Origin of the sequence: Rahnella sp. CJA17(1/100) (assembly GCF_963881615.1) — a bacterium.
GTDB lineage: Bacteria > Pseudomonadota > Gammaproteobacteria > Enterobacterales > Enterobacteriaceae > Rahnella > Rahnella aceris.
The window spans coordinates 344,970-361,187 of record NZ_CAWOJA010000011.1 but is presented as its reverse complement, the minus strand read 5'-3'; the positions used below and the strand labels follow the sequence as shown (position 1 = coordinate 361,187).

General features: G+C 53.4%; 12 protein-coding genes. 2 read left to right on the top strand and 10 right to left on the bottom strand.

The annotated features are described in order from the left end of the window. Window positions 1-72: 72 nt before the first annotated feature. Window positions 73-468: a VOC family protein gene (locus AACU55_RS07960; RefSeq protein ID WP_037032896.1), complete on the top strand. Its 396-nt coding sequence runs from the start codon at window positions 73-75 to the stop codon at window positions 466-468. Between the two features lie 13 nt (window positions 469-481). On the opposite strand, the gene AACU55_RS07955 is transcribed toward AACU55_RS07960, so the two are convergent. After that, a complete protein-coding gene (locus AACU55_RS07955; protein ID WP_037032892.1) occupies window positions 482-1,369 on the bottom strand; it encodes a serine hydrolase domain-containing protein in 888 nt (295 codons plus the stop codon). Between the two features lie 154 nt (window positions 1,370-1,523). Here AACU55_RS07955 and AACU55_RS07950 point away from each other — a divergent pair, with 154 nt between their 5' ends. Next, window positions 1,524-2,249, top strand: coding sequence for a hypothetical protein (locus AACU55_RS07950; RefSeq protein WP_134705370.1), 726 nt, complete (start codon window positions 1,524-1,526; stop codon window positions 2,247-2,249). 52 nt (window positions 2,250-2,301) lie between these two features. Here the strand turns inward: AACU55_RS07950 and kup are convergent, their stop codons facing one another. The 9 genes from kup to tssA all read right to left on the bottom strand — a co-directional run bounded on the left by kup (window position 2,302) and on the right by tssA (window position 16,207). Continuing rightward, complete coding sequence (kup, locus tag AACU55_RS07945) at window positions 2,302-4,176, bottom strand: low affinity potassium transporter Kup (RefSeq protein WP_037032889.1); 1,875 nt, start codon at window positions 4,174-4,176, stop codon at window positions 2,302-2,304. A 195-nt stretch (window positions 4,177-4,371) separates the two neighbouring features. Next, on the bottom strand, window positions 4,372-5,085 hold the full coding sequence (locus AACU55_RS07940; RefSeq protein ID WP_134705369.1) for a hypothetical protein: 714 nt from the start codon (window positions 5,083-5,085) through the stop codon (window positions 4,372-4,374). 38 nt (window positions 5,086-5,123) lie between these two features. After that, on the bottom strand, window positions 5,124-6,473 hold the full coding sequence (locus AACU55_RS07935; protein WP_134705368.1) for a VasL domain-containing protein: 1,350 nt from the start codon (window positions 6,471-6,473) through the stop codon (window positions 5,124-5,126). Between the two features lie 20 nt (window positions 6,474-6,493). Beyond that, the gene (gene tssH / locus AACU55_RS07930) at window positions 6,494-9,064 is read right to left on the bottom strand and encodes a type VI secretion system ATPase TssH (RefSeq protein ID WP_134705367.1); all 2,571 of its coding nucleotides are present in this window, start codon (window positions 9,062-9,064) and stop codon (window positions 6,494-6,496) included. Between the two features lie 45 nt (window positions 9,065-9,109). Then, on the bottom strand, window positions 9,110-12,547 hold the full coding sequence (locus tag AACU55_RS07925) for a type VI secretion protein IcmF/TssM N-terminal domain-containing protein (protein WP_134705366.1): 3,438 nt from the start codon (window positions 12,545-12,547) through the stop codon (window positions 9,110-9,112). 6 nt (window positions 12,548-12,553) lie between these two features. Beyond that, window positions 12,554-13,180 carry a DotU family type IV/VI secretion system protein gene (locus tag AACU55_RS07920; RefSeq protein ID WP_013578185.1) on the bottom strand — a complete coding sequence of 209 codons (627 nt, stop codon included), beginning with the start codon at window positions 13,178-13,180 and terminating at the stop codon, window positions 12,554-12,556. Further along, on the bottom strand, window positions 13,177-14,571 hold the full coding sequence (gene tssK, locus AACU55_RS07915) for a type VI secretion system baseplate subunit TssK (protein WP_013578184.1): 1,395 nt from the start codon (window positions 14,569-14,571) through the stop codon (window positions 13,177-13,179). The genes AACU55_RS07920 and tssK overlap by 4 nt, the downstream gene beginning before the upstream one ends. After that, the gene (locus tag AACU55_RS07910) at window positions 14,571-15,146 is read right to left on the bottom strand and encodes a type VI secretion lipoprotein TssJ (RefSeq protein WP_037032877.1); all 576 of its coding nucleotides are present in this window, start codon (window positions 15,144-15,146) and stop codon (window positions 14,571-14,573) included. Before AACU55_RS07910 ends, tssK begins: the two co-directional genes overlap by 1 nt. Continuing rightward, a complete protein-coding gene (gene tssA, locus AACU55_RS07905; RefSeq protein ID WP_037032874.1) occupies window positions 15,143-16,207 on the bottom strand; it encodes a type VI secretion system protein TssA in 1,065 nt (354 codons plus the stop codon). The genes AACU55_RS07910 and tssA overlap by 4 nt, the downstream gene beginning before the upstream one ends. Between the last annotated feature and the right edge of the window lie 11 nt (window positions 16,208-16,218).

The window sequence follows — 16,218 nt, the reverse complement described above, 5'->3', positions numbered from 1 at the left end:
GTCTGACGACAAAAGTCTGCACGCAATGCCATAACCGGCTATAAAAAGTGTTCAGTTTCAATGGAGGCACCCATGATTTCACACATCTGTATCGGCGTTAACGACTTTGAGCGCGCCTACAAATTTTATGCCACGGTGATGGCTGAACTGGGGCATATCCTGAAGTTTTGTGACGATGAAAAACCCTGGGCGGCGTGGATGGCACCTGATGCACCGCGCCCGTTATTTTTGATAGGCAAACCTCTTGATGGCGATACCGCCAGCGCCGGTAACGGCCAGATGGTGGCATTGCTGGCAAAAACACGTCAAACGGTTGATCGGATCTATGAATACGCTATCGCCAATGGCGCAAGGGACGAAGGCCAGCCGGGATTACGTCCGCATTATCATGCGGATTATTACGGCGCGTATTTCCGCGACGCCGATGGTAATAAACTGTGTATTTGTTGTCATGAACCGCAGGTCTGAACCCCTTTCCGCATTATTCGACGTTTTGCACAAGTCTGCCGAGTTCAGTCTCGGCTTCCCCTTCGTGATATCCGTCAGTAAAGCAGGCTCCGGTCACGGGTTCGCTGAGATCCGGGAAGTGATAGACCGCATTCACGCACGACGGACCGCCGCCTGAGTGACCTGCCGAGCGTCCGGCTTTTCCCATTGCGCCGCTCATCAGCCCGAGCGCGTAACCGCATTCGGTCCACGGTCGCCCTTCAAGGGCTCCGCCGAGCGGGTATGTCACCCGCATTTCAGCCAGCGACGCCGGGCTGAGGAGTTTGCCGGTGAATAAACCGTGCAACAGTCTGGCGGCGTCCCGCACATTGCCTGCCAGACAGCCGTGATACACCCAGCCCGGATCGTACTTTCCGGCGGCTTCACAGTGAAGTTGCGCGAACTCTTCGCGCGTGGTGGCAAGAGAAATGCTGGTGAGCCCGAGCGGTGTGGTGATGATGTCTGCCACCAGTTGCGCAAAACTTTGTCCGGACGCGGCTTCAATCTGCTCGCGGGCCAGCATGTAGCCAACATTGGAATAGGACCAGCCTTCACCGGGTGCAAACAGCATGCCTTTGGCTAAGGCGGCATTGAGTAATTTTTGGCGCTCCCAGGGTTGCTCACCGGCAGCGACAGCGTCGTGATAGATTTTCAGCGAGCCGTAATCCGGCAATCCGGCGGTGTGGTTGAGCAGCTGCCGCAGTGTATAAGCCGCGCCGTCAATGCGGCTGTCGGGCTGCAAAACGCCACGTTCACTGAGCTTCAGCGCGCAAATCGCTATCGTGGTTTTGGTGAAACTCCAGTAAGGAAAACGGGCCTCGAAATCCCCTTGCCCCCTTTCTTCCCCTGAGGCTGAAATACAATAAGAATGGAATTGATGCATGACTAACCTCATCGCATGAAAGAAAACGGGCAAGGCCGAAGAATAGCTGATAACAGACTGCTCTGAGTTCCCGGAATGCGCATTCATCTCTCACCGGAGATCGGGTATATTGGTACGCAGATCACAAAAATCCCTTAAAGGAAGACGTCGCACTATGAGTTATCGTTTCACCCTGGCTGCCGTAGCAGCCGTTTTAGCCCTGACAGGATGCGCAAAATCGAAAACCGCCGACCAGGCACCGGCTTTCGATTTTGGCTCCACGCGGGTGACCGTAACGCACGTCCCGACCAAAACCGACGACGGCACCAAGCTGTATGTGACCATTGATGGTAAAGATGCCGGTGCGCTGGGGATTGGCGAGAGTATGGAATTACAACTTCCGGAGGGCAAACATAAAGTCGGCGGCTATGCCCGTTCACTTGTTGGCCGCGTGACCATATCCCCTGTCGAAGTGGCCACTTCGCGCGATGTGATCAGTCATGTAACCTATTCGGTTGCGAACCTCAAACCGACATTCCTCGTTCGCGCGTCAACGCCGGTTCCGAAACCGAAGTCAGAATCAATTCCGGCAGAACCCGTTCCGAGCATTCCGAGCATGCCAGCACAAATTGAAGATCCTGCCGCTGCTGAACAGACACAAACTGTAGCACCTGCCGCGCCGGTAGCAACTCAGCAAACGCAGACTGTAACACCTGCCGCGCCGGTAACGACTCCTCAAACGCAAACTGCAACACCTGCCGCACCGGTAACCACGCAGGGGACGCAGACGCCGAACATCACCGAACTGACGCCCGTCACTCAGTCGCCAGCATCACAAGCGACGCAGGATTCAGCAGCGTCTGTTATCACAGATTTAACCTCCTCCGCTCCGCAAACTTAATCCGCCTTTACCGCTGGTGCCTGATGCACCGGTGGTTGACCTGTGGCCTTCCTCAGAATTTCACCACCGCACCCAGCTCAATCACCCGGTTTGGTGGAATATGATAATGTTCCGGCGCACGCAGAGAATTTCGCTGCAACACCTGGAATAGTTTTCCGCGTGCCTTCAGGTACCACGGGCGCGGCTCGCCGAGAATAAAGGTGTCGCGCGACATAAAAAATGAGGTTTCATTCATGTTGCTTTGCAGGCCTTCCAGCCCGCAACGATAAAGGATATCCGTCACATTCGGCTTTTCCCGCCAGCCATAACGGGCGATAACCCGCCAGAATGCCGGTGAAAGCTGTTCGATAATCACCCGCTGTACGTTATGCACATACGGCACATCCTCGGTGACGATAGTCAGTAACACCACGCGCTCATGCAAGATCTTGTTGTGCTTAAGGTTATGCAACAACACCAGCGGCACTTCATATTGCCCGCGCGACATCACCACGGCCGTTCCCGGCACCCGTTGTGGCGGCGCTTTTTCAAGCGAGGTAATCAGAGCCTCCAGCGCTTCCGGATCCTGACGCAAGCGGCGCAGCAACCGCGAACGTTCCGTTTTCCAGGTCAGCATGATCACCAGAATGGTCAGCCCGATTGCCACTGGCAACCAGCCGCCCGAGAAAATTTTGCTCAGGTTGGCGGCAAACAACGGCACATCAATCAGCAACATGGCCGTGATCACCAGGCCGCCAGCCCAGCTTTTCCATCCCCAGTTTTTAATCATCACAATGCCGATCAGCACAGACGTGATCACCATCGTACCGGTGACCACAATACCGTACGCCGAGGCCAGATTGCTGGAATGTTTGAAGCTGACGATCGCAATCAGCACGGCAAAATACAGCAGCCAGTTGACGACCGGAATGTAGATTTGCCCCGACTCCACATCGGAGGTGTAAATAATGCGCATCGGCGGCAAATAGCCCATACGCACGGCCTGACGCGTCAGAGAGAACACGCCGGAAATCACCGCCTGCGAAGCAATGACGGTCGCCAGCGTGGCCAGCACCAGCAACGGAACCAGCGCCCAGTCAGGTGCCAGCAGGAAAAACGGATTCTTAATGGCCGCAGGCTGGCTGAGTAACAACGCGCCCTGCCCGAAATAATTCATCACCAGCGAAGGCCCGACCAGCACAAACCAGGCGATGCGGATGGGTTTCTTACCAAAATGCCCCATATCTGCATATAGCGCTTCGCCACCGGTGACTGAAAGCACCACCATACCGAGTGCGAAAAACGACACGGTTTTGAATTCCACAAAGAAATGCACCGCCCAGTAAGGGTTGAGCGCCTGTAATACGTCAGGATTACGCACGATGCCGCCGATGCCCAGCGCGCCAATCGTGATAAACCATACCACCATCACCGGGGCGAAAATTTTCCCCACGCTACCGGTACCGTTCTTCTGAATAAAAAACAGCAGCGTCAGAACAGCAATAGAAAACGGAATGATAAAGCGGTCGAGCGATGGCTCGATAATTTCCAGCCCTTCAATCGCCGAAAGCACCGAGATGGCAGGCGTGATAACGCCGTCACCATAGAAGAAGCTGCCGCCGACCAGGCCGATAAACATAATGCACGGGATCCAGCGCGGATTCAGATTGCGGATAGCCAGCGCCATCAGGGTGAGAATGCCGCCCTCCCCGTCGTTATCAGCCCGCATGACGAAACTGATGTATTTAACGGAGACGACCAGCATGAGAAGCCAGAAGATCAATGACAGAAAGCCGAACAGCGCGCTTTGCGTCACGGTGATGCCCGCCTGTCCGGTCAGGCATTCACGCAGGGTATACAACGGGCTGGTACCGATGTCGCCATAGACAACACCGATACAGGCCACGGTCACAGTAAGCAGCGATGATTTATTTTTAGTTTGCTTCATGAGTGGCTTCACAATTTCCGGGACGACGTTGGTCGTCCCACAGAAAGAGTATAGATACACTCGTACGCCATCGGGTATAGATGAACGCTTTATTATTCAAGGCTAACTTTTGACATTAAGGGCATGATAGTCATGCGTAAAGCGAACCGGTTTAAGGGGGCTTACACATGACGCTCATCTCTGTGAAAGGGATCTTTAACGAGAAATGTCAATAACCGGAACGCCAGGATTACATTTTTTCATCCGTTCAACTAACTTGTACAACCTTTCGTTAATCTCTAGGGTCGCTTGCCGAGTCGGACGTATAGTCTTAGGTGCTACAAAAATCCCCGCTATTTTAATCTCACGCGTCGGAGGTAATCCCTGATAAGTATTAATATCCGGACGACCAATAAGCAGGATCTCATTATGCCATTGGTAATTAGTGTTCTTGAGTATCTTTTGGGGTGGCTGAATTTGATTGTAACCACCGGGAGCAATGATTTCTTTCTTTTTAGATCTGCCCGCGAAAATATTGTCAGCAAGGGCAAAACGGTTATAGACCATACCATTACTGACACCCGCATGATTAGGGAACCATACATCACCGCTGAATGTTCCCATTATATTTTGCACCGGCACATCGAGAATAAAGCCTGCTTCGAAAAATAATCCTGATTGCGATCTGACCGTGAGTCCGGCCCCCAGCCGGAAACCAGCCAGCACGTTATCCAGATCAATGAATGAACTTGAAATAATATCCCAGGTTTTAAAAACATCTCTGCCCGGTTTCATGAGCAGTGGTGTATTCACATAGTTAGCAGAAACCGTGTGAATCAGCAGTTGCCTTTTTTTATCACGAGCGTCCCATTTCTTCAACGCTTTGACTTTATCTGCATCGGGAGACTTTAACTGTTTTTTACCGAACATAATGTAACTCCATTACATGATTACTATTAATAAATTCTTCAGATGTGCTTTTCAAATAAATACATAAAATAGATTGAATTTAACGCTTCGATTCTTTGTGAGACCTGCTTTAATAATGCCGAATTAAACTGATCGGTATTTTCATTTTGCTGACTGAGTTGCCAGAGTAGGGTTTCAGCGGGCACACCATTGCGCTGCAGGTCCTGCCGTATCTGATATACCGCTGTTTTCAATTCTGACACGGTCATATATTGGCTGTGTTTCTTTTCAGCGTTCAGCAACCGGGCTTCAAGCTCATCAAGATGTTTATTAGCAAGCACTAAACCGTCCAGCGCCGGAATATCTCCCGCCTTTTCATCTACTGTGCGCTGCCATTGAGCACTGTACTGATTTCCCGGATAGGCTTTTTCCAGATGATCAGACAATATTTCACCCTGACGCAGCAATACATCAGAGGGTTGTTCGCTCAGCCATGTCAGCACCGGCGCCGCCTGCGCTAGCACTGCCTCTTTTTGCGCATTCAGATCGGCTTCAGGCGCTTTGTTCCAGGCGTCATTTATTTGACGCTCACTGTGTTGCAATGTCAGTAACGGGACGCTCAACTTTTCACTAAAACTCAACGTCTGTGATGAGAACCAGAACGCCGCAGCGACGGCGCAAACCGCTATGCCAGCAGCCATTCCACCGAGCCCCCACAATAACGGGCGCGGGTGATGTGTCTCAGCAAGCTGGATTTCAACCGGTTCTACATCAGGTACGATGTCAGTCAGCAGTGCAGCGACATTTTTCTCACTCAATACCTGAGGAGTCTTATCTACGGGCTCACGTATCGCTTTCGTCACTTTGGCGTGGACCGGATACGGCACGGAACGACAGCGAACCTGCAGGAAATAATGCAGATTGTTCAGCGAGTCATGGCTGCGTGATTGCAGGTTTTTGGACTGTGTGCACAGCACGCCGATACTTCTTTCTACCTGTCGCATTTCCGCGCTGTTTTCCGGCCCGTACTCCAGCGTATAAATATGCGTCGCCACATTGGCATTGAACCAGTCGATCAACTGCTGTCGCTGCTGAACGGCGGCCACCGGCGGCCAGCAGCGCTGGCTGTTGTGGGTAAATGCCGTCGAAAGCAGATCGAGTGCCAGCGCCAGCCCTTTCCAGCTCTTAAGCCGCAGATTGATAAGACAAAACCACATGCCACTCTGCAGGTCGTAGCCATATTCATGGAACAGCTGAAAACACCGTTCTTCCAGCGCATTCCAGTCCAGTCTGGCGGGAATGGTGCCATTCAGCGGGCTTAGCTCACTGCTCAGCAACAGAAAGGATTTGCTGAGCCTCGGATCGTGCCCGTTAATTTTCAGTGCGCGCAAATTCACCCGGTTTTTCATGGTTATCCTTTTCCTGTCACTCAGACGGGTTGTTTCGCGGCAGAGCGTTTTGACGCTGGCTGTTTCGTCAGAGTGAGCTGATCTTTACTGACACCAACCTGCAGGCGGATATCGGCTTTGCTTTCGACCGCCAGCAGACGATCGGTCAGCAACGGCAGCAATTCCCGATTCAGGACGGCATCAATTTCGCGCGCCCCGCTTTGTTCGACCTGACAGCGGCTGGCCATGAACTCCACCACTTTTTCGCTGTAGCTCAGGGAGGAATTACCTTCACCGGCACCGCTAAAGCGTTTGCACACTTTATCGATTTTGAGACGGATGATTTTTGCCAGTGTTTCGCCCACGACCGGCAGATAAGGGATCAGCTGTAAACGTCCCATCAGCGCCGGACGGAAGTACTGATCGAATTCAGGCCGCAGGAGTGCTGTCAACGCTTTCTGATCCGTATTTCCGGCGGCACAGGCGGTCATCACGCGATCGCTGGCCAGATTGCTGGTCAGAATAATCAGGGTATTGCGGAAATTGATCAGTTGGCCTTCAGCGTCTTCCATCACGCCTTTATCAAATACCTGATAGAAAATTTCCATCACATCCGGATGGGCTTTCTCAACTTCATCGAGCAGCACTACGCTGTATGGACGACGACGCACCGCCTCGGTCAGCACACCGCCCTGCCCATAACCCACATACCCGGGCGGGGAACCTTTCAGGCCTGATACAGAATGTGCTTCCTGATATTCGGACATATTGATGGTAATTAAACTTTGCTCGCCACCGAAAAGCAGCTCAGACAAGGCCAGCGCCGTTTCTGTTTTCCCAACTCCGGAGGGCCCGGCCAGCATAAAGACGCCGGTCGGCTTAACCGGATCCGCCAGATTGGCGCGCCCGATGCGGATTTGCTGCGCAATGTCCGCTAATGCGTGGGATTGCCCGATCACCCGGCTTTCCAGACGTGCAACCAGATCGCCGAGCTGTTGCTGCTCTTTTTCCATCATCCGGCCCAGCGGAATACCGGTCCAGCCAACAATCACGTCTGCGACACAGGTCGCATCCACGCAGTCATATACCAGAGCTTGATCTTTATGCATCTCAGCCAGTTGCGCACGCAATGCGGCAATCTGCGCCACATCCTCGATACTATTAATTTGCGCCACGATCTGCTGTTGCTGACGCCAGACCGGCAGCAATGCCTCTAAACTTTGCTTCAGTTCGCTTTCACGCTGGTCCAGCCATTTCACCCGGGAGGGATTCTCGCCCTCTTTCAGCAGACTTTCCCGCTCAGTGTGAATGTTGCTGATCATCGCATTAAGATCTTCGATCTCTTTGGGCTCATGGCACTGTGAAATCGCCACCCGAGCGCAGGCGGTATCCAGCAAGCTGATGGATTTGTCCGGCAACTGGCGGCCAGAAATATAGCGGCTGGAGAGGCGAACAGCGGCCACGAGCGCGCTTTCGAGGATTTGCACGCCATGATGTTTGCTGAGAGCCGGTTTCAGGGATCGCAGCATGGCGATGGCGGTCTCTTCATCAGGCTCCGCCACTTTGATTACCTGAAAACGTCGTGCCAGGGCAGCATCTTTCTCAAAATATTTTTTGTATTCAGCCCAGGTGGTGGCTGCCACCACGCGCATTTCCCCACGAGCCAGCGCTGGTTTAAGCAGGTTAGCAGCGTCGTTCTGACCGGCCTGCCCCCCCGCGCCAATCAGTGTATGCGCCTCATCAATGAACAGAATGACCGGAGACGGGTATTCTTTCACTTCACGCAACAGGGTTTGCAGGCGGTTTTCAAATTCGCCTTTCACGCTGGCACCGGCCTGAAGCAACCCCATATCCAGCGACAGAATCTCCATTGACTTCAGCGCTTCCGGTACCGTGCCATCCGCAATTCGTTGTGCCAGCCCTTCAACCAGCGCGGTTTTCCCCACTCCCGGTTCACCGGTCAGCACCGGGTTGTTCTGACGGCGGCGTAATAGCACGTCGATCAGTTGACGAATTTCAGGCTCGCGACCCAGCGCGGGATCCAGTGCCGCATCACGCGCCTGTTCAGTCAGGTTACGGGTAAATTTCATCACCGCAGAATCCGTATTGTGGCGGGTTGCAGCAGGATGATTCGTGGCCTGTGCCGGTGCGCAGGCATCGTGCAGCAACCGGTCAGCGCGATCAGCCTGACACAGCAGCGCCTGCTGTAAGGCTGACGACAGGTGGAGCTGATTGTCTTTTTCACTGGCAATCAGGCTACCCAGAAAGGCCTGTACCGGCAGTTGCGTTTGCTGCCAGCAGGCACTGGCGTGCAACCAGGATTTCTTCAGGTGTTCGACCAGCAGCTCCGATAATACCGGGCTACGCGTATTGCCGCTGCGCAGGTGGTTGAGGCTGACTTTCAGCGCATCGACTAACGCATCACCCCGCAATCCGGCATTCAGACAGAGTTGCTCAATCAGCGCAGGCTGACGGGTCACCAGTGCGAGCAGTAAATGCTCGATGTCCACTTCGTGATGCGTACGGCTGACGGCCAGACTGATCGCGGCATCAAGGCACTCACGTGCCTCGACATTCATTTTCTCTACAATTTTCTTCAGGTAATTACCCATAAATTATCCTTTCTAAATTTTTCAAAAGGCGTCCTGACCAGACGCTCAGTGACATCCGGTAATGCGGACAGGCAGTTGCGAGAACGCACTCTTCAGCGCTGTCGGTCGTTGTTTTTCCGCTTTTTTAAGGCCGGTTTCCTGCTGCGCCTCAGCGTTGTCATTCAGTGCCTGATTGAGTTCCTGCCACTGATGCCAGCGATCCTGCAACGCGTTCTGTGAGCCGCTCTGATAACGCACCATGACTTCTTTGATGCCCAGTGCCGTCAGCTGAGCGGCATCATCCGGGAAATCTTCCGCTTTGAAACGATGCTGCCCGTCGGAAATGTCCTGCAGGAAATCAGGCCATGCGGCGTCGCCGAAGTATTCGTACGTCAGATCAAAACCGGGGAACTTGATCACCAGCGTGGCACGGCTGCAATGCCCCGGACGCCAGCGGAATGCCGCCTGTTCGCTGAAGTTCATGCTATTGAGCTTCCACTGTTGCTCATCGCAGAACAGCGTCAACTGAGTACCCACCGGCATCAGCCGCGCACCGCCGGGAATGGTGGCAGGCAGGCTTTTAAGCGTCAGTTCCAGCGGTTTTGCTTCCAGTGCCGCCATTTGAGCCTCCAGATCGGCCTGCTCATCTTTCAGGGCGGCCAGCGCATCGTCATTGCGGGTATTTTCACGTTCCGGCATCGCCAGCACGTCATCCGGACGCAACACGTGATTGACCATTCGCAGAAATTCCGGTGTCAGGCCCGGTGTCTGCCCGTTGAATTCGCCCGCTTTTGGCCCGTTATCTTCAACCACCAGCACACTTTTTGCCGGTCCACGGATAAAGTCAGACAGGTATTGCCACGCCAGATCCTGTTGGTCGTCGTACTCCAGACGGCTGGCATTATTTTCCATTGGCCACAGCACCCGGCTCTGCCATTGCTGTTCAAGCCAGCAGGCAGAACGCTGCATGGCATGCGCCACCAGCCAGTGCGCATCATTCTGATACAACGCCCACACCGCGTTGGTGGCAAAATCATCGCGTTCCGCCGACAGGCTCTTACGCAGCACGTTAAAACGGCTGTCGAGTAATTGCAGTGGATTGCTGTCGCCCGCCGCTCCGGTCTGGAACAGTCCGCGCGTCAGACGATCGCTACTTTTCGGCGTAGCAAACACGTCCGAAACCGCCGCATGCAGACTGTTTTTCCAGGCATTCCAGTTTTTCACATTGAGATCGGAAAGCACGGGTGTCAGGGTTTTGCTGTCGATTTTCAGCAGTGCTGAAATTTTCTTCTGAAAAGACTGCTGGACCTTGCTGATACGCGGTATCAGCGCACCGGGTACCGACATAGCCTGTAACTGATTCAACCGACGCAGCTCACGCAACCAGGGCTCGGCATCCTGAGCACGGATGTCTTCTAGTTGTTCATTGACGTAACGGGAAAATTTCATTGATGGGCTGTTACCCTGATCGAGTGTAATCAGCGCGGTTTGCCACTCTTCGCTGGTCAGCTCCGGGGCGGGTTGCTGGTTCATCGCCAGCATCATCGTCATCCATTGCGTCTGGCGCAGCGCAGGCCAGTGCTGTTCAAAAGCCACTAGCGCAGGCATCGGGACCTGTTCACCTCCTGCGCGACGGATTTCCTTCAACCAGCCCTGAATTTGTGCGGTGCCCTGTAGCGTCCACAGACCACTGACCTGCGTTTTATCCTCAGACGAGGGCATGAAATCCGTCAGATTCACTGGCGTCAGATCGCCTGAAGGAGCCACCAGCCATGCCATCTGCGGATCACTGTTGACCAAACGTCCGAGCAATTCGCGCAGTACCACAAGTTGCTTGCCGCCTTCCGGCAACTGTAACAGCGCGCGTTGCAACACCACATCCTGTTGATAGGGTAAGGACACGGTGGCCCCGGTCATGCTCAGCGCCGCGGGAACCAGCGCCTGTTTTATCAGCTCACTGACCGGCTGTTTTTCCCACATGGCCTGTTTAGTGATAAGCGTGCTTGCCAGGTTCAGAATCAACTCGCGTTTTTGCTGTGGATCGGCGTCGGTGAACAGCTGCTGGTAGTTATCTGCTATCTCCCGCAGGTTCACCTTATCGCGTGGGGATGCAGCAAGAATGCTGGCCTCAAGCTGCGTATGGCGATGGTTGAGAACGGGAACAAAAGGTAAGTATTTCAGCGGATGTGCATTCCAGTGTTCAATGTTCTCAAGCTGCTGAACCTGCGCCGTGACATCCATTTTCGCGGGCGAGCCCCCGGTGAGGCGGTTGGTGAAATAACCGGAAAACAGCACATAGGTTATCGCCAGCACACTGAAGGTCATCGCCCCCCATTTATGCAGATAGCGACGGCCAAACCCGACAGGCTCAATTTCACGCTGGCGGCTTAGCTCAGGCAGTAATCGGGCCATCAGGTCATGGATAAAGAAAGCCTGACGCGAAGCACTGTTTTTGCTGACAGGTTCAGTGGCGGTAAACCAGATACCACCCAGTGCTGCGGGCTGAAAGTAAGCGTCCGGCTCACACAGGGCGGCCAGATAACGTTGCAGTGCAGGTTGCAATTTCGGTAGCTGTTCAGGGAAATCCATCAACGCCAGCGTGTCGCCATCCGGTTCGCCGCCCGAAAGCATGCTGACCCGCACTTTATCCAGTCCGTCTTTCACGCACGTAAACAGCGGATCCAGCAAGGCCGGATCTTTCCCGTCGACGACAGGCGAACGGCGCCAGTAGTAACCCAGCGGTTGCTGGCGCTGCTCGGCGGAGAGATTATTGGCCCAGTGGCTGAAACCGGGCACCCGGTCACAACAAGTGATAAACAGATACACCGGCAGACGGCGTTTGACTTTACTGACCAGCGGTTCGATCTGCGTGCGGATATGCCGCGCATGCAGATGCAGTTCCGCGTCATCTTTTTCGAGCAACTCACTGACCGATACGCACACCACGATGCCACCCGGCGCAGGCAGACGGGCACACCAGTTCACCAGACGCAACCAGCCGCGCTCGAAGGCCGGGGTTTTATTCAGAAAATGGCTGGAGAGGTCGAGAAAACCTGCGGAGCGAAAAAACCACCAGCGTAAGGTGCGGGTCGGCACAACCAGAGAACTTTCCGGTTCATTGGAAAACAGCGGTAATCCTGCACCGGCCATCAGCGTCGTTTTACCACTTCGCCCGCCAGTGAGTATAAACCAGGGTATTGGCTGTTTGCGTCTTCTGATGCGCTTAATTACCGCAGCCCCGGTTTTCCAGTGTTCGAATAAAACATATTCCAGCCGGGTGAGTTTAAATCTTGCCTTCAGGGAGGAGAGATATTTCGCCTGCGCCATACCGGAAACAGATCCCCAGACAAACCGGGAAAATAAAACGGCAATGATCAATATCAGCCACAAAATTAATGCATGAAGGAGTGTTTGTTCGAAAACAACAGACATGACAACGCAAACAATAAGTAACAGGCACAGAAATAGTGTCCATGCGACAAAGGAAAGTAATTTTTTAAACATGATAGGTTACCTGAAAAATATCCCTAAGCCGGTGGACAAAATCACTAAATAGACGACAACAGGCAGTGCCAGTAACAGCCCTTTACGCTGGCGTAGTTTTTTCACCACCGTTTTATTTTTTTCGCCGCCGCCTGCGTCCTGTTCAACCAGCAAGGCATTGTTCGGCCACTGACGCCAGGCTTGTGGCAAGCACTGCCGCTCATCCTCGATGCGCTGTTGCAAAAGCTGCGCATCCTGTGAGGTATATTTTCCGTGGAAGCCCATCAGCAGACAGAACAGATATACCATTCTCAGTTGTGTATTGGTTTTATCGGTTTGATCCAGCCGGTCGAAAAACGCTTCGCCGCCGACAGAAATATCAAAATAATATTTCTGCAACAGATTACTTCGCCATTCTTTCACCCACTCCGCGCGGGATCTTAATACCCGCTCATCTACCCACAGCACCACCGCGAAATAAGCATCATCGCACTCTGCTTTTTCATGATGACGTTCTGACTCAAGCAGCGCCTGCTGTAATAAAGTAATAATTTTTTCGCGAAACTCTCTGTAATCAGAATATTCCTGCGGATTAATAAAAAACGCCGTCACATAGCGAAACAGCGGTAAATAACAATTGAGCAAACTCATCATGAAGGCACCACAAATATAATCTGCACCTGAAGATCTTCCGGCATGTCTGGCCAGTAGAAGGAAATGCTGCTGTGCTGCCGGGCTTTGTTCCACAATTCGCTATCCTGCTCGACAAGGAAATAATGCGAATCTCTGCGGTTTGGTACACCCCGCGGTGGCTGTGGACAACGAACTACCGGAATGCCCGGCAGAGCATGCTGGATCAGCGGTTCAATCATTCTTGGTGAAGCCAGTTTGATGCCGCCCGGATTTTTTATCTGACGATTTTCCATCGGCATGCTGGCGGAACGTAACAGCAGCAGTACCGTTTCGGGATTTTTGCTCTGCGCGCTGTCAAAGCTTCCGGTGAACACGCCCTGAAGATCGTTTTCCAGCGTGATATACGTATTGTCCTCAAGCACCAGACTGTTCAACAAGGTAATCAGCGTCTTACGGGCGCTTTCGAAACAACTCAGCAATTCATTGTGGTTGTAGGTTTGCAGTGAATTTTCACCGTCGTGCCACTCACCAAGGAAGGTGCAGCTGTCATTGAATGAGGAAAGATCGCCCACCAGCTGGCACAACACGTTGTAGACCTGCCACGGATGAACCTGGCGCGCCTGACAGAAATTTTTCAGTTGTGGCAACACACGGTTGAGAGAACGCATCGCTAACAACTGTGTCACCTGGTCGCCACGGTCGGCATCGCTGACCAGTCGCTCTGAGCGTTTGTATTCTTCAAGCTTCCTGGCCCGCGCACTCAGTTCAAAATAAATAGTGTCAATCAGCTTGCCGAGGCTGAATGATCCAAAAAGCGTCACGGAAGGTGGCGAGAATGTCGGATCGAGGATCACCCGTTCGTTTTCATAACGCAGTCGGGTGAGTGGAATGCATTCGCAGTCAACCGCATCGTCTTTTTCAACGTCCGTCAGCAACCTGACGTTGTAGCACAGGCGTGCCACTGCAGCATCCGGCGCATGATCATAGACATCTTTCATCACCCGCTCTTCGCTGGTGTTGATCCAGCGCGTGACGGCGCGATCATGCTCTTTTTCCAGCGTGGTGACATTACTGTGCAGCGGATCAAAGCGACGTAAAGCCAGCCAGATGGTCAGCGGCTGATCGCGCTGTTTCCAGAGGTCACGGAAGTTGCGTTGTTCAACACGGCTGTTGCCGGGCAGCGAGAGCAAGGTACCGCCGGGCAAAATACAACGGATCTGCTCAACGCTGATCACGTAGTCGCTCAGTGCTGCTTCATTAATACTGACCTCAATCAGCCCGTGATTATAGGGCTGCGCCAGCCGCAAATGCTGCGCGAGGTTCCATTCATAATGCAGGTCAAGTGACTGAAAGTGCTGCGGTTGCAGATAAAGCCCGGAATGCCAGTAAATTTGCTGTTGTTCTGGATACATTATTTTTTCTCTCCGGCAACAGGGACATCTGCACTGACAATGCTTTCACTGCCTAAGGTCACAGAAAGAGTGACCGGCGCTAAATGCGCCTGCCAGACAGGCTCCCACCAGCCAGTGCTCTCAGACTCTACCGGCACCAGTGCGCTGACCATGTGTTTCTTTACCGGGAACGGATAGTAGCCTGCGACCAGCGCCACATTGCGGGTATCTCGGGCGCGATCAATATGCACCGTGTTGGTTTGTCCCGGCATCATGACGTAACGATCCACCTGCAAAACGTCTCCTTCGCTGCCGGCACCGGCAAACAAGCTTTTCAGCGTCGCGGGATTATCCAGTATTTTATCCAGCGTCGGTTTATCCTTGGCTTGTAGCAGTAATACTGTACAGCTGTTGGGCATGTCGTTCAGGCTGTTCAGCCCCGGCTCAGCCCGCAGTTGCAGAGTGATAGCCCCATTCGCGAAAGGCGCAGCCACTTCGCTGATCGCCTTCTGACGGCTTTGCCCATCATCTGACGCGCAACCTGCCAGCAGCATGACACTCAGTATCAGCCCGGTCAGTCCCCTTTTCCCCCTCATTCTCTGCCGTGTCCTTTCAATACTTTGTTGATATCGCGCATACTGCTGTCATCCTGCAACATCTCTTCCAGCCATTCGGTCAACGTCATAGCCGCCCAGCGCGCCGCACGCTCCATCAGAAAAGGGACGGGGCTTGACGGTTCGGTCTGGCGGAAAAAATGGGCAATGGTCAGCATCTGGCTGATGGCCAGATCCCGTGACATCGTTTGTTTTTTGGTGTTATTCATCAGTGAACTGACGTCATTGGCTTGCTCATCTTCGTCAGGCATTAATACGTTAAGGGTCATCACGTCGTCATAAGCCGGTGCCGCACGGTCAAACAGGCGTTTCACAAATTCCTGCATTTCGGCGACGGCACTACGCATCTGCCCCATTGCCAGAGAATCAGCCTGCGGATTCAGCTGACCATAGAGGGTTTCAAGCGTATCCAGCATAGTCATCAGTTGAGTTAACGCCTCGTTCTGTGCCGCAACTTTCTGCGGATCCAGTGTGGCAGCCCAACGGTTGAAGGTATCCATCGAGAAATCATCGTCACTGCCCCGTTCCGCAGCGCTGTCAGGTTTCATCGTCACCCGGTGCTCATAAGCGAGCACCTTGCGCCAGTGATCCAGCGTGCTTTCCGGCTGACCAAACAACGGATGACAATGCAGCAGTTGCGCCAGCTGGCGGTCCAGACGGTTGATCATGCCATGGCGGATCACCAGGCCGTCCTCATCCTGTTCCGGCCAGCCGTTTTGCCAGTAAGTCTGGATAAACGGCGTCAGAAAACCGACGCCCTCCAGCAGCCCCGCGATGCCGTGTTGCTGGCTCAACCCTTCAATCAGCCAGCAGGCAACCTGAAAATCTTTGCTTTCCGCCTGCAACACCTTCGCGCTTAAGCGAACAACTTTGCTCCAGTCGGCTTTCCGTAATTCCGTGGCCCATTCGCCCTGCGGCAAATAGTCAGGATCGCTTTCCCGCGCCTCACGGATCTCGTTATAGACCTGCTCATATTCCATATTGCGGCCAGCGGGCCGATCGTCACTGACCGGGGCGAGCAAAGACTCAACATTCATTATCATTTCAATACACT

Bases quoted from the DNA above. Each gene is read 5' to 3' on its own strand.
- kup (WP_037032889.1), bottom strand. From the start codon at position 4,176: ATGAAGCAAACTAAAAATAAATCATCGCTGCTTACTGTGACCGTGGCC.
- tssK (WP_013578184.1), bottom strand. From the start codon at position 14,571: ATGTATCCAGAACAACAGCAAATTTACTGGCATTCCGGGCTTTATCTG.
- AACU55_RS07940 (WP_134705369.1), bottom strand. From the start codon at position 5,085: ATGTTCGGTAAAAAACAGTTAAAGTCTCCCGATGCAGATAAAGTCAAA.
- tssH (WP_134705367.1), bottom strand. From the start codon at position 9,064: ATGGGTAATTACCTGAAGAAAATTGTAGAGAAAATGAATGTCGAGGCA.
- AACU55_RS07955 (WP_037032892.1), bottom strand. From the start codon at position 1,369: ATGCATCAATTCCATTCTTATTGTATTTCAGCCTCAGGGGAAGAAAGG.
- AACU55_RS07920 (WP_013578185.1), bottom strand. From the start codon at position 13,180: ATGATGAGTTTGCTCAATTGTTATTTACCGCTGTTTCGCTATGTGACG.
- tssA (WP_037032874.1), bottom strand. From the start codon at position 16,207: ATGATAATGAATGTTGAGTCTTTGCTCGCCCCGGTCAGTGACGATCGG.
- AACU55_RS07910 (WP_037032877.1), bottom strand. From the start codon at position 15,146: ATGAGGGGGAAAAGGGGACTGACCGGGCTGATACTGAGTGTCATGCTG.
- AACU55_RS07950 (WP_134705370.1), top strand. From the start codon at position 1,524: ATGAGTTATCGTTTCACCCTGGCTGCCGTAGCAGCCGTTTTAGCCCTG.
- AACU55_RS07925 (WP_134705366.1), bottom strand. From the start codon at position 12,547: ATGTTTAAAAAATTACTTTCCTTTGTCGCATGGACACTATTTCTGTGC.
- AACU55_RS07935 (WP_134705368.1), bottom strand. From the start codon at position 6,473: ATGAAAAACCGGGTGAATTTGCGCGCACTGAAAATTAACGGGCACGAT.
- AACU55_RS07960 (WP_037032896.1), top strand. From the start codon at position 73: ATGATTTCACACATCTGTATCGGCGTTAACGACTTTGAGCGCGCCTAC.